Here is a 13,120-nt window from a genome sequence, read left to right as displayed (position 1 = left end):
TGCTCCTGCTCGTCAGCTAGCGGGCGGAAAATCCTACTGTCAGGCACATACGCCTGACACCAGTATTTCGCGCTGTCGTGCCCGTCGCAAGAAATCGTTCAATTGCGCCATACAACACCGTCATCACTAGCAATTCGGCGCTGCCGTGACCAATACATTCATACGTCCCCGCGGCGCGATCGTAGGCCGCAAGACCTGCCAGGACCAGCACCTGCATCGCATCCAGATGATATGAAACGTCCGTTATCAAGGACGTGAACGTCCTCAGAAGCTCCAGCTCTTCGTTCTCGTGACGTGCCCAATAACGTTCGTCCCTGAGTAGGTCTTCAGCCTGGCGAAAGGCTGCAATTTGTGGATGTTCGAACATGTTGCGCACCCCTGGCTCGGCCCTAGCTCCCCTCCCAAATCTGTGAGGGATTCCATTCGTTTGTCAACAGTTGGCCGAACCTATTCCGACGTGAATGCATCGAGGAGTAAAGTAATCATTTGGACATGTACAAAAGATCTCACCTGCCGAGGGAGGTGGCCGAGGATGGTTCCTGACATGTCGCGACTGCTGTTCACACCAGCGAACATCAGGTTATTGCGCCTTTTGAATACCAGTTACCCGCTCGACGTGCGTAGTATCAGCCGAACCTTATCGGTGCGGCCCAGCCTCGTTCGCCGGCAGTTGTGGGATCTGCAGCGATCCCGGATTGTCAGCCACTCACTTCCAACTTCAGGATTTCTTCCGAACCGATTCACCGTGAATATCAGGGAGTTGCAAGAAGCACTCGCCGTCGCAGCGCGCGAAATGGGAGCCGCAGAAGATTAGAATTCACCGACGTTGTATTTCGGTCGATTTCCCATGAACAGCAAAGACTGCCTCTAGGCCATCGCGTCGAAGAGTTCACCAATGCAAAGGAGATCCCGCCATGACTGTCGACCCCACTCCAGAATCCACAACGTCGCATGACATCAGCCGCTGGCTGTCACCGCAAGAAGTATGCGATGAACTGCGAATCCCGAAGCAAACCTTCTACCAGTGGCGAGCCCGTCACGTGGCGCCCCCGGCATACAGATTCGGAAAGCTACTCAGGATCGACCGCGCCGAATTCGAAGAGTGGCTGTCGAACCATGCCGAAAGATTCGGCAAAGCGCAGAGCCGCGACGACAGCCCAGGATTCGGACACTAGCAGTATCGTCCGTCGTATTTCGCCATTTACTAAGTGGCGGTATTAGCATCCGATTGTCCGCGTATCTTGTGGCGAGGTACTCATTGCCAGGAATGGCTCGTTTGACCGCATTTCGCGCCTGGAGGGTGACATTCCGAAGGGCTGCAGCCAGCTTGGCTTGCACCAGTATGTTCGGATCCTTAGCCGTCGGACCAGCGCAGTGCTGACTGTAGGAGGCTGGCCAAGCCCAATCAGTTCATATTTGAACGGCCAAGAACGCGCCCAAGTATCCAGGGGTCCCTTCCTGCGTACTCTTGAGAAGGATCCATGAAACAGAACTTGCGTTCAACATAGAAGCGTCGAAGCCGTTCCGCGTCTCCTGTCTCATCCATATGCAAGAGCACCAGGTTATTGTTCCACTTCCGAGCGTCGGCAATGAATGCCTCAAGCAGTCTTTCGCCAACTCCAGAGTCTCTGGAACTTTGTGCAACGAACATCCTCACGATGAACGAACACTTCCAACCTTCAGGTTGATTTTCGCATTCTGCCACCATTGCCCATGCGCTAGAGGTGTGCATACCTGAGACCCACCCCAGTATCACCCCAGCCTCTTCCGCAACGAACTCACGATCAGAGACGGGCTTTTTTCTGTGGATATAGCCGTTGCCTGCTTCGGGTGCCCACTCCATTATGAGCAGTCCAATGTCTGGATAATCGGCCCGCGTTGCCTCTCGAATTTCCATTCCTCAAGTATCCAGCAGTTGGCAGGCAATTTTTCGCAATTGGCAGGACTTCGGCTGGACCCTGATCCAGCGATGGCAATCGTTTGACATGGATCTCTCACGTGCTTGACCCAGACGCCTATACACGCGTGGCATCAGCTCACACAGAACACTTGCTTGGAAGGCTGTTGTCGCATCGGGTCATGTAGTTAATCGACTGAAACGCCATGAAGTAGGTAGAAGTATCCAGAACCTATGGAGGACATCATGGACAAGCAGGAACTGCCCGTCATTAAAGCACCTGAAACGGTACTGGAATGGCTCTCGCCCACGGACATCTGCCGTGAAATGCAGATCCCTCTCGCAACCTTTTACACGTGGCGGTACCAGGGCCTCGGTCCCCACGCCTATAAAGTCGGGCGGCATGTGCGCGTCAGTCGTGCGGACCTCGAGTCTTGGCTGGAGCTCCGCTCTGACCCCAAGTGGTTTCAAGCGGAAGGCTGACAGATGTCCAGGGAACCGCTCCCACTCGGTTCGTGGGGCAACATCCACGTCACCCTCACCTCGGCCGGGTCTTGGCGTGCGCGCACCAAGTACCGCGACATGGACGGCAAAGTGCGATTGGTGGAAGCTCGCGGCCCCTCGGGCGCTGCAGCGCGCCGCAACCTACGGCAAAAGCTTGCCGAGCGAAAGACACCGCGCTTTGGACTGGTGACGTCCAGGAGCAGGATCAACCAACTCATCGAGGTTTTTATCGTGGAGCTCGAGGCCTCCGACAGGGCTGATCGCACCAAGGACAAATACGCCTACATGGTGAAGAGACACATCGCCCCCAAGCTCGGATCGATCAGAGTTGGCGAGGCCACCTCCGGTCTTGTTGACCATTTCATTCGCTCAGTTGTTGAAGACTCGGGGCCGTCCACTGCTAGGACTTGCGGCGCAGTGCTCTCCTGGATGTTCAAGGTTGCCCTGCGTCACGATGCCGTCACCGTAAACCCTGTCATCGGGGTATCGATTCCTCGACCCCATACGGCAAAGCCTCATGCCCTGGATGCAGCTCAGTATCAGGATCTGCGGGAAAAAGTGATCAGCTGGGAACGAACACCGACACTCGGCCGACCGCGCTCACAGGAACTACACGAAATAGTGGACGCCATCGTCGCGTTGGGTGTTCGCCCAGGTGAACTCTTCTCGCTGAAGTGGGACGACCTCAACCTGGATGCCAACCCGCCCACCATCTTCGTCCACACCACCGTCATCAGAACCACGGCCGGCGGAGTCAGGATCCAGGACCACCCCAAGACCAGGCACGGTGTTCGGCACCTCACGGTTCCGGACTTCCTTGTGGCGCAGCTTCGTGAACGCCGTCGTCGCCAAACGGAATCAGATGTGCCCAACCTGATGAGCCTAATTTTCCCGTCCGCCACCGGTACCTTGCTGGACGCCAACAACGTCGGCAAGCTCTGGAGGATCGTTTCGGATTCGATTGGCTATGACTGGGTCACGCTGAAGACTTTCCGGAAGGCCAATGCAACCCTCATAGCCAGGGCTATGGGTCCCGAGGCAGCCGCCTACCAAGCCGGGCATTCCAAAGTCTCAATGACCCAAGAACACTACATTGAGGAACTCCGTGAGGCGCTGGACACTAGAGCCGTCATTGACGCTTTCAAGCCACCGGAAAAGCCTGGACAAACGTCTCCAGCAGACGTGCAGGCTTCTCCTTCGAGGGCTGAACAGGCTCCCCAAACGGACGTCCCGGAACCACCAGAAGACCATCCAGATACAACCGCAAAAGACACGAACTAATGAAAGGGGTGGCCCAAAAGGATGAGTTAAGGGTGAGTTAAATTGAAAATGGCCCCTTTCGGGGCCATTCTCACATCCAAAATCCCTGTAAATCCGGGCTTTTTGGGCCCCCTATCAGATTCGAACTGATGACCCCCGCTTTACAAGAGCGGTGCTCTGGCCAGCTGAGCTAAGGAGGCAAACGCAATCAAGCGCTAGATAAGGCTACCGTAGGACTTCCGAAAACAAAAAACCGGCTCCCCTATGCCTCAAGAACGCATTGGAGAGCCGGTCATTATTTGCATGGAAGGGCTAGGGCCTGGGCCTGCGAGCGCCCGCTATACCACCGTGCCCCGCCGAGACCGGGACAACCAAGAAACCTACTTCTTGGCGTCCAGCACGGTCTTCAGGAATTCATCGAACTTCTGGACTTTTTCGGGCATCCACTGCTGACCATCAACAAACACGGTCGGTGTGGCGTTAACACCAGAACCTCCAGCCAAGGCACCGCTGAAGGCGACGAAAGGACGGAAGGTCTTATTGCTGACGCAGCTGCTGATATCGGCAGCACCAGCCTCCGTGGCCAGCTGCTGGAGCTTGGCATTATCCAAACCCTTGCTATTTTCTGCGGGCTGGTTTGCATATAGGGAATCGACAAAAGCCTTGTATTTTTCCGGGGACTTATCTACCACGCACGCCGCTGCAGCTGCAGAACGTGATGAGTAGTTGGTGCCGGAAGAGAAGCGGTCCAGGAACGGTAGAGCGCGGTATTCAACGGTGATCTTTCCATCGTTGCGCAAGGTGTCCAGTGCCGGGCCGTAATTCTTTTCAAACCCGTTACAGGCCGGGCACATGAAGTCTAGGAAGATTACTACCTGTGCTGGTTGACCGGATCCGGCGGCTTTGATACCAATGGCGGAGGGATCCGCCACGGCCGTGGCTTGCGCGGTGGGCATGGGCGGCGCAGAATTGATGTCCACCGTTTTTCCGGTCGCAGTCGGGGCAACAATGGCCCCGTCCTTGCCCACAGTCACGCCGCCGAAAGAGTTGGCGTTGGCTGGCACCGGGCCCGACCCCGCCACAGGCTCATTGGCCTTGTTCGTGTTAATGACCACGAGGGCAATAATGACGATAATCGCCACGGCTGCCGCCAAAACGCCTCCCCGGATCAGCCAGCTATTGCGCTTTTCCTTTTTCAACTGGGCATCGCGAATAATCTTTGCCTTTTCGCGGGCCTGCGCCGTGCGCTCTGCATTGGTCATCCGCGGATCGTTTTTAGGGCTCATAGTTCCTCAAGTCTTTGGGCGTGAAAAAGGGCCGTGCACCGGCTAGTTCTTCATCATCTTAGGTGAGAAACCTTGGAGAACCCCCGCAACCTGCTGCCCGCCCTCCATTACGTCACCCATAGGGCAATTAGTTCAGCCACCGGGCAAAAGCGGCCCCTCAGGCTAAGCTGGCACAAACCCGAGTACTACCCATGGGAGTTGCACGTGATGGAAGAATCGATCAACAAGTCCACCCTCAACCCCGACGGCTCAGAGTTCATCGTTGTCTCAAACCGGCTGCCTGTTGATAGGGTCCCCCTTGACGAGTCCGACGACGGATGGAGACGCTCCCCCGGAGGCCTCGTCACCGCGTTGGCCCCCGTCATGGCAACGCGCGACGGCGCGTGGGTGGGTTGGCATGGCGCCCCCGACGAGGAACTTGCCCCCTTCCACCACGAAGGCATGGACCTTCTGCCCGTCGCCCTGTCGGCGGACGAGGTTGAGCTCTTCTATGAGGGGTTCTCCAATTCAACCCTCTGGCCGCTGTACCACGACGTCATTGCCCCGCCGGAATTCCACCGTACCTGGTGGGACGCGTACCGCACCGTCAACAGGCGCTTCGCACAGGCCGCCGCAGACGCCGCCGCACCGAATGCCACTGTCTGGGTGCAGGATTACCAACTGCAGCTCGTGCCCCGCTTCCTGCGCCAGCTCCGCCCCGACCTGCGCATCGGCTTTTTCAACCACATCCCCTTCCCTCCCCCGGAGATCTTCGCCCAGCTCCCCTGGCGCCGGGAAATCATCTCCGGCCTGCTCGACGCCGACCTGATCGGTTTCCAGCGCGCGAGCGACTCAGCCAACTTCCTGCGCTCGGCCCGCCGTTTTGTTGGCGCCGGCGTCAAGGCCGGCCAGGTCCAGTTCAAGGACCAGGACGGCAACGTCGCCCACATTTCCCGCGCCGCCCCCTTCCCCATCTCCATCGACGCCAGCCAAATCCAGGAGCTTGCCGTCAGGCCGGATGTGATCGCCCGCTCCCGGCAGATCCGCGAAGACCTCGGCAACCCCAAAACCATCCTTCTCGGCGTGGACAGGCTCGACTACACCAAGGGCATCACCCACCGCCTGAAGGCCTACGGCGAACTGCTGACCGAAGAGTCCCTCAAAGTTGAGGACGCCTCGCTAATCCAGGTGGCCAGCCCCAGCCGGGAGCGCGTGGAGTCATACCGACTGCTCCGCGAGGAGGTCGACGGCATGGTCGGGCGCATCAACGGGCAGTTCGACACCCTGCTAAACACCGCCGTCCGCTACCTCCACCACAGCTACCCTGTGGAGGAAATGGTCGCACTCTACCTTGCCGCCGACGTCATGCTCGTCACCTCCCTACGCGACGGCATGAACCTCGTCGCCAAGGAATACGTTGCGGCCCGCGGCGACAACACCGGCGCCCTGGTCCTGAGCGAGTTTACCGGCGCGGCCGACCAACTCAAGTCCGCCCTCCTGATCAACCCGCACGACATCGACGGGCTCAAGGCCGCCATCATGCGCGCCGTGAACATGTCCCCCGCCGAATCCGGTCGCCGCATGCGCGCCATGCGCCGTCAAGTCATCACGCACGACGTCCAGCGCTGGAGCGAGGAATTCCTGACCACCCTCCAACACGAGGCCGTACAGCAGTGACAGCGCCCGCCGCGCTCGAGTCGGGGATCCGGCGCATCGCCACCACTCCGCGGCTGCTTGTCGCGCTGGACTTCGACGGCACCATGGCCCCGATCGTCGACCGCGCCGAGGATGCCCGCCCGCTCCCCCGCTCTGCGGCAGCCCTCGCTGCCCTCTCCTCCCTTGAACGTACGACGACGGCGCTCGTCTCGGGGCGCGCGTTGGCCAGTTTGCGTGCGGTCGCCGCCCCTCCGGCACCGACTCTGTTGGTGGGCAGCCACGGGGCTGAAACATGGTGGGGACCGGCCTCCCCCGCTCTCGAACTCACGACGGAACAGGCGGCCGCGCTGGAAGTGGCCCGTGCAGCCGTCTCCCTGGCGACCACACGCTTTGGGGGAACTGTTGCCGAAAACAAGCCCGCCGGCGTCGTGCTTCACTACAGGCTGGCGGAGAATCAGGACGCAAAGGCCGCCGTGGAACTTGTCAATGACGCGCTGTCGGGGGATCCCCGCTTCCACATCACCACGGGGAAGATGGTGCTGGAAATTTCGGTGCTCAACGCCAACAAGGGCGAAAGCCTGACCGCGCTGCGGCAGTTCAGCCACGCCACCGCCACTGTGTTCGCCGGGGATGACGTGACGGACGAGCACGCCTTTGCCGCGTTGCTTCCCGGTGACCTCGGCATCAAGGTGGGTCGGGGCGAGAGCCATGCCGCATTTCGCATCCCCTCACCCGATGCGCTGCCGGCCGTCCTGGAGCTGTTGGTGGAGGCACGCACGGCACACCTGGGCGGATAACGTGACGGCGGTCATGGCGGAAATGTGTCATACTTCATATATCAGCCCCGCAGCTGTCTTGATCATCTGCGGCCTGGTGCAGGAAACAAACCATTCACAAAGGATCGTTCGGCACGTACCTGCCGATGAAGGGATTTATCACTGTGGCTACAGTAACTTTTGATAACGCAACTCGCATTTACCCGGGCACCACCAAGCCCGCCGTTGACAAGCTGAACATCGACATCGCCGACGGCGAATTCCTCGTTCTGGTTGGTCCTTCCGGTTGTGGCAAGTCCACCTCACTGCGCATGCTCGCCGGCCTGGAAGATGTCAACGCTGGCCGCATCCTCATCGGCGACCGCGACGTCACTGACGTTCCGCCGAAGGACCGCGACATCGCGATGGTTTTCCAGAACTACGCGCTGTACCCGCACATGTCCGTTGCAGATAACATGGGCTTCGCCCTGAAGATCGCCGGCATCCCCAAGGAGGAGCGCGCCAAGCGCGTCCTGGAAGCGGCCAAGCTCCTTGACCTCGAGGCATACCTTGACCGCAAGCCGAAGGCACTCTCCGGTGGCCAGCGTCAGCGTGTTGCCATGGGCCGCGCCATCGTGCGTAACCCGCAGGTCTTCCTCATGGATGAGCCCCTCTCCAACCTGGATGCCAAGCTCCGCGTGCAGACTCGTACGCAGATCGCATCCCTGACCCGCCGTCTGGGCGTCACTACCGTTTACGTGACCCACGACCAGGTAGAGGCCATGACCATGGGTGACCGCGTTGCAGTCCTCAAGGATGGCTTGCTCATGCAGGTTGACACCCCGCGCAACCTCTACGATGCGCCCCAGAACGTCTTCGTTGCAGGCTTCATCGGCTCACCCGCCATGAACCTGCTGGAATTGCCCGTTGTTGATGCTGGTGTGAAGTTCGGTGGATCAATTTACCCCGTACCGAGCGCCGTCTTGGGTGCAGCCGTAGGCCACACCGTCACCGTTGGTGTCCGTCCCGAAGACCTCGAGGTGGTTGGCAACGGTGAGGGACTGGCTGTTGAGGCCGACGTCGTCGAAGAGCTCGGTGCCGATGCTTACGTATACGGCCACGCCATCATCGACGGCAACGAGCGCGACATGGTTGTCCGTGTCGACGGTCGCCGCCCACCGATGAAGGGTGACACCATCCACGTCCGCCCGCAGGTCGGCCACGTCCACCTGTTCGACGCAACCTCGGGCGCACGCTTGGGCGACAAGGCTATCGTCCGCGACTAAACCACAGCCCCCGGGCGTGAGTTAATCGTTTTGGCACAGCTGTTTTATTGAGGCGCGGCTGCCTGTTGGATTTGTCCAACAGGCAGGTGCGCCTCGGCCCTTTAAGAGAGAATCTAGTTATGACTGAGCAACCAGGCGCCAGGTGGAATCACGAGCCCACTGACTTTGACCAGATCGGTAAGCTGCCCAGGCAAAGTGCTCCGCCGGCGCCCGTGATGGGATCGTTGAACATCACGGCCGCAGCCGCAGACCCAGGGCTGTTGGACCTGCCATGGCACATCAAGCTTGAGGAGTGGCCGGCGGCCAACCTTGCTGCCCTACCCCGCGGCATCTCCCGCCACGTGGTCCGCTTTGCCCACCTTGATGGTTCGGTCATCGCCATCAAGGAAACTTCCGAGCACGTGGCCCGGCACGAGTACCACATGCTGCGCAAGCTGGCCCGCCTCGATGTGCCGTGCGTCGAGCCTGTTGCCGTCATCACCGGCCGCACAACCACCACCGGCGCCCCTCTGGATCCCGTGCTTGTCACCCGGCATTTGAAGTTCTCCATGCCGTACCGCGCACTGTTCTCCCAGAAGCTGCGCCGCGACACCCTGACCCGCCTCATCGACGCCCAGGCGCTGCTGCTTGTGCGCCTGCACCTCGTCGGCTTTTACTGGGGCGACGTCTCCCTGTCCAACACGTTGTTCCGCCGCGACGCCGGCGCCTTCGCCGCCTACCTTGTGGACGCCGAAACCGGCGAGCTCTACCCCGACCTTTCCACGGGCCAGCGAGAGTACGACCTCGAGATTGCCCGCGTCAACATTGCCGGTGAGCTCATGGACCTGCTCGAGGGCGGGCTGATTGAGGAAAAGGTGGACCCCGTGGCCACCAGCGAGCTCATCATGGAAAGTTACCGCCGCCTCTGGGCCGAGCTGACCGAGAAGGAATCCTTCGAGCTGGAGGACCGCTGGCGCGTGGGTGCCCGCATCCGCCGCCTGAACGAGCTGGGCTTCGATGTCGAGGAGTACGCCATCAAGACCACCCCCGACGGCACCACCATCCAGCTCCAGCCAAAGGTGGTCGACGCCGGACACCACCAGCGCCGCCTGTGGCGCCTGACGGGCCTTGACGCCCAGGAAAACCAGGCCCGGCGCCTGCTCAACGACATGGACACGTTCAGAGCCGATTCAGGCACCAACCTGGATGAGGAGATCAGTGCCCACAACTGGGTCAGCTCCATCTTCGAGCCGATCGTGCGTGCGATCCCCCGCGAACTGGGCGGCAAGCTCGAGCCCGCCGAAGTTGTCCACGAGGTGTTGGAACACCGCTGGTACCGCTCCCAGGAAGAGGAGCGCAACATCCCGCTCGCCGAGGCCGTGCAATCCTACATTGATGACATCCTGCGCTACCGCCGTGATGAGGACGCCATCATGCTCAGCACCGACACGGAGACCATCAAGATGCTCGAAGGCGGGGTCCTCCCCGACGCCGACTTCGAATAGCCAACGCTCGGTTACATTCTGCTGTTAAAGGCCGAACGCTCCCTCACATTGCTGAGGGAGCGTTTGGTATTTAAGCACCGATTCTGCGGGAGCGTTTGATTAGGCGGCGATGGCCTTGCCCGGGTTCAAGATTCCCTGCGGGTCGAACAGCGCCTTGATGTTCCGCTGGATCTCCAAGACCTGGCTAGCCTGTTCCAATGGCAGCCAGCGCAGCTTGTACTGGCCGATGCCGTGTTCACCGGTGATGGTACCGCCGAGCTCAAGCGCTTTGTCGATGGACTCGTCAAGGGCAGCATTCAACGCCGCAATGCGGGCCGGTTCAAAGGTCGGGACCGAGAAGGTGGGGTGCAGATTTCCGTCTCCCGCGTGGGCGATCACCTGCAGGTCCACGCCGTGGCGGACAGCCATTTCCGCCAGTGCGGTGATGTAGTGGACCAGCTGTGAGCGAGGCACTGCAACGTCCTCTCCCACCCGGTTCTCCGCATCCACGTCCAGGCCGCGGTTGTTGCGCCGCAGGTCCACCAGGCGCTGCGCCTCTGCCGGATCCTCCCGGCTGGCGACGCCGCCAAGCCCCTCCAGCGCTGTGGCAGCCACGGTTTCCTCCTGCTCGGCGGCCAGGCCGTCGAACTGGATCAGCAGCAGGGCGGTTCCTCTGCTTGCGAGGTTGCTGCCATTGTGAAAATCAAGCTCATGCAGCGACGCCCCATCCAGCAATTCCAGGATGCAGGGCTGCACACGCGCCTTGCCCAGGGCCAGTACACCGGCGGCGGCCGACTGCACGTCGGGGAAGAAGACAGCCAAGGTGCGAACGATTGTCGGCAGGTACTTCAGCCGTACGGTTGCGCCCACAACAATGCCAAGGGTGCCCTCTGAGCCCACGAACAGGCTGGTCAGGTCATAGCCGGCCACGCCCTTGAACGTCCTGTGGCCGGTGTGGATCAGTGATCCGTCGGCCATGACGACATCCAGTGCCAGCACGGCGTCGCGGGTGACACCGTACTTGGCGCAGCGCAGGCCGCCGGCGTTCGTTGCGATGTTCCCGCCCACGGTGGAGATCTTGAAGCTAGCCGGATCCGGCGCGAACATCAGGCCGTGTTCTGCAACGGCCGTGTTCAAGTCGCCGTTGATGACACCCGGTTCAACCCGGGCGATCTCATCAGCCGCGTTGATCTCAAGGATCCTGTTCATCCGGGTCAGGTTGAGAACAACTGAACCACGCGTGGCGTGGGCGCCGCCGGACACACCTGTTCCGGCACCACGGGTCACCAGCGGAACGTTGTGGGCAGCCGCCGCGCGGACCACTGTCTGCACGTCGGCAATGCTTTCAGCCCACACCACGGCCAGCGGTTCCTGGTAGTCGCTGACGGGGCCTTGGTCGATGGCATACGTCTGCAGGTCTGCAGGGGCAACGCTGAATTGATCCCCACGCAATGACTTGTGCAATTCCCCGGTGAAGTCCGCGTTCAAATGAATTTCCTGTACCGCCATGTCCTTGCAGACCCTTCCGTCAACACCACTGTTTGCTCCCCCAAGTCTAGGAGACGGAAGCACTGCCAAGGCACGTTCCGACGTCGTACTTCCCACTGCGGCGGTGCTGACTGCCCGAGCCACCTGCAGGGCATCCCAGCCGCCATGCGCCACGGCGGGGCTGTCGTTCCTGAACCGGGTGAGCGCCGCATACGACGCACGCAGGTCGGTGACGATGCGCCCGGGCTCGTCCCACTGGATCGGCGTGCGCGAGGTCGCCACGACCGGCCCGCCGGGATTCATGACTCTCGCGGCGCGGGCGGTGTCATGGGTGTTCAGCGCGTTCATGGTCGCGTTGCGCACCGGCCAGCTGAAGGCGCTGGTGAGGTCCCTGCGGGCGGCAAGCACGACGTCGGCGGCCACCTTGTTGGGGCCCGGCAGCGGGGTGCCGAAAAAGTCGACGCGCGCACTGGGATTGCCCAGCGACTGCCACATGGGGCGGGTGAAATTGGAGTAGGTCATGGCACCCTGCCAGACAAACTATCAACGTCGGCGCCGGCGTCGGAGGTCTCCTCGCCCAATAGCTGCGTGTGCGGGCTGATCTCGAGCATGCGCTACGACGGAGTCCTCGCCAGTGACGAACGCTTAACGCAGTGCCTCGGATGCCCAGACGAGTTTTGACTGATTATGGCAGTTTAATTGGGCACGCTTGAACCACTCGTAGGCGCCGCCGGTGTGGTTGGAGGTGAGGTTGCCATGACCTTCATGCCTCGCGCTTGACCTGCTTCGACCAGGTCGATCAGCGCCTGGTCACCACCCAGAAGAGGGTCAACGGGGTGAAATGTGGAGGCGTCCTGGCGGTCGTTGGAGCGGCCGCCGTAGAATTGGCGCGCCGCGTCGGGCCCCTACCCTCTAAGGGGGTGTCCCAACTGCATGCGAGGGCCGAATCAGGGGTTGGCCGCCCGGCAACCTTCGCCGACCATGAAAACCTGTCCGGGAAGACCTGGCTCATGACCGCATCCCGTGACCACGAGGGCGCATCCTTGGCTGTGGGCACCCTGAAGTCGCATGTAGTTGGAGGTGTCCCGGTTATGGAGGCCAGCGTTGTTCAGGTGCCAGTAGGCGGGGCCGTCCTGGTCCGTTCCTGCAACCTCGATGACGAACCGGTAAAGGGCAACGGGGTTGACGTGCTGCATGGTTGCTTCCCACCATGTCCAACCGTCGGTGCCGCCGATTGCCGCGGCCTCGTCGTAGCGGGTTTCGGCGTCCTGGGCGCTGAGCACCCACACCTTGAAGGGGTGTCCCATTCGCTGGGTATACGCAATAGCAGCGTGCAGCGTTCCCCCAGCGCGCCGCTCGCCTGCACATACAGCGAGGATCCAGCATGATGTGGCAACAATGCTTCCATAATCCAACTCTTCGCAATTGCAACCGACCCGCCCACATTTATCGGCTGGTTCGAGACTCCCGCACCCCGGCACTTGTTACGCCGATGTCGGTTTGGGTGGTTAAACAGCTGTGGCCGCCCCGGAAGGGGGCGGCCGTG

At 60.9% G+C, this 13,120-nt stretch carries 12 protein-coding genes and 1 tRNA gene; 7 read left to right on the top strand and 6 right to left on the bottom strand.

Annotation, left to right across the window (positions count from 1 at the left end; all coding sequences use genetic code 11):
* Positions 1–16 precede the first annotated feature (16 nt).
* A complete protein-coding gene (locus AAGW05_RS16865; protein WP_411805718.1) occupies positions 17–367 on the bottom strand; it encodes a hypothetical protein in 351 nt (116 codons plus the stop codon).
* Between the two features lie 547 nt (positions 368–914).
* Between AAGW05_RS16865 and AAGW05_RS16860 the strand changes: the two genes are divergently transcribed.
* Positions 915–1,175, top strand: a complete 261-nt coding sequence (locus AAGW05_RS16860; RefSeq protein WP_411805717.1) for a helix-turn-helix domain-containing protein — start codon at positions 915–917, stop codon at positions 1,173–1,175.
* Positions 1,176–1,405: 230 nt separating this feature from the next.
* On the opposite strand, the gene AAGW05_RS16855 is transcribed toward AAGW05_RS16860, so the two are convergent.
* Positions 1,406–1,897, bottom strand: a complete 492-nt coding sequence (locus AAGW05_RS16855; RefSeq protein ID WP_411805716.1) for a GNAT family N-acetyltransferase — start codon at positions 1,895–1,897, stop codon at positions 1,406–1,408.
* A 246-nt stretch (positions 1,898–2,143) separates the two neighbouring features.
* Here AAGW05_RS16855 and AAGW05_RS16850 point away from each other — a divergent pair, with 246 nt between their 5' ends.
* Both AAGW05_RS16850 and AAGW05_RS16845 read left to right on the top strand, forming a co-directional pair.
* Complete coding sequence (locus tag AAGW05_RS16850) at positions 2,144–2,380, top strand: helix-turn-helix domain-containing protein (RefSeq protein WP_411805715.1); 237 nt, start codon at positions 2,144–2,146, stop codon at positions 2,378–2,380.
* Between the two features lie 3 nt (positions 2,381–2,383).
* On the top strand, positions 2,384–3,682 hold the full coding sequence (locus AAGW05_RS16845; RefSeq protein WP_411805714.1) for a tyrosine-type recombinase/integrase: 1,299 nt from the start codon (positions 2,384–2,386) through the stop codon (positions 3,680–3,682).
* 105 nt (positions 3,683–3,787) lie between these two features.
* Here the strand turns inward: AAGW05_RS16845 and AAGW05_RS16840 are convergent.
* Together AAGW05_RS16840 and AAGW05_RS16835 are read right to left on the bottom strand one after the other, a co-directional pair.
* Positions 3,788–3,861, bottom strand: a tRNA-Thr gene (locus tag AAGW05_RS16840).
* Between the two features lie 180 nt (positions 3,862–4,041).
* The gene (locus AAGW05_RS16835) at positions 4,042–4,923 is read right to left on the bottom strand and encodes a DsbA family protein (RefSeq protein WP_411805713.1); all 882 of its coding nucleotides are present in this window, start codon (positions 4,921–4,923) and stop codon (positions 4,042–4,044) included.
* A gap of 231 nt (positions 4,924–5,154) precedes the next feature.
* Here AAGW05_RS16835 and AAGW05_RS16830 point away from each other — a divergent pair, with 231 nt between their 5' ends.
* From AAGW05_RS16830 to AAGW05_RS16815, 4 genes are all read left to right on the top strand, one after another.
* Positions 5,155–6,603 (top strand): trehalose-6-phosphate synthase, encoded by a 1,449-nt coding sequence (locus AAGW05_RS16830; RefSeq protein ID WP_411805746.1) that lies wholly within the window; start codon positions 5,155–5,157, stop codon positions 6,601–6,603.
* Complete coding sequence (gene otsB / locus AAGW05_RS16825; protein WP_411805712.1) at positions 6,600–7,379, top strand: trehalose-phosphatase; 780 nt, start codon at positions 6,600–6,602, stop codon at positions 7,377–7,379. The genes AAGW05_RS16830 and otsB overlap by 4 nt, the downstream gene beginning before the upstream one ends.
* Positions 7,380–7,522: 143 nt before the next feature.
* Positions 7,523–8,623 (top strand): ABC transporter ATP-binding protein, encoded by a 1,101-nt coding sequence (locus AAGW05_RS16820; protein ID WP_411805711.1) that lies wholly within the window; start codon positions 7,523–7,525, stop codon positions 8,621–8,623.
* Positions 8,624–8,742: 119 nt separating this feature from the next.
* Positions 8,743–10,107 (top strand): DUF4032 domain-containing protein, encoded by a 1,365-nt coding sequence (locus AAGW05_RS16815; protein ID WP_411805710.1) that lies wholly within the window; start codon positions 8,743–8,745, stop codon positions 10,105–10,107.
* 99 nt (positions 10,108–10,206) lie between these two features.
* Here the strand turns inward: AAGW05_RS16815 and AAGW05_RS16810 are convergent, their stop codons facing one another.
* On the bottom strand, positions 10,207–11,595 hold the full coding sequence (locus tag AAGW05_RS16810; protein ID WP_411805745.1) for an FAD-binding oxidoreductase: 1,389 nt from the start codon (positions 11,593–11,595) through the stop codon (positions 10,207–10,209).
* 926 nt (positions 11,596–12,521) lie between these two features.
* Positions 12,522–12,881, bottom strand: coding sequence for a hypothetical protein (locus AAGW05_RS16805; protein WP_411805709.1), 360 nt, complete (start codon positions 12,879–12,881; stop codon positions 12,522–12,524).
* Positions 12,882–13,120 lie beyond the last annotated feature (239 nt).

Source organism: Arthrobacter sp. LAPM80 (assembly GCF_046736435.1).
In the GTDB taxonomy this organism is placed as follows: Bacteria; Actinomycetota; Actinomycetes; order Actinomycetales; family Micrococcaceae; genus Specibacter.
This window is presented reverse-complemented; position numbering and strand designations above follow the sequence as displayed.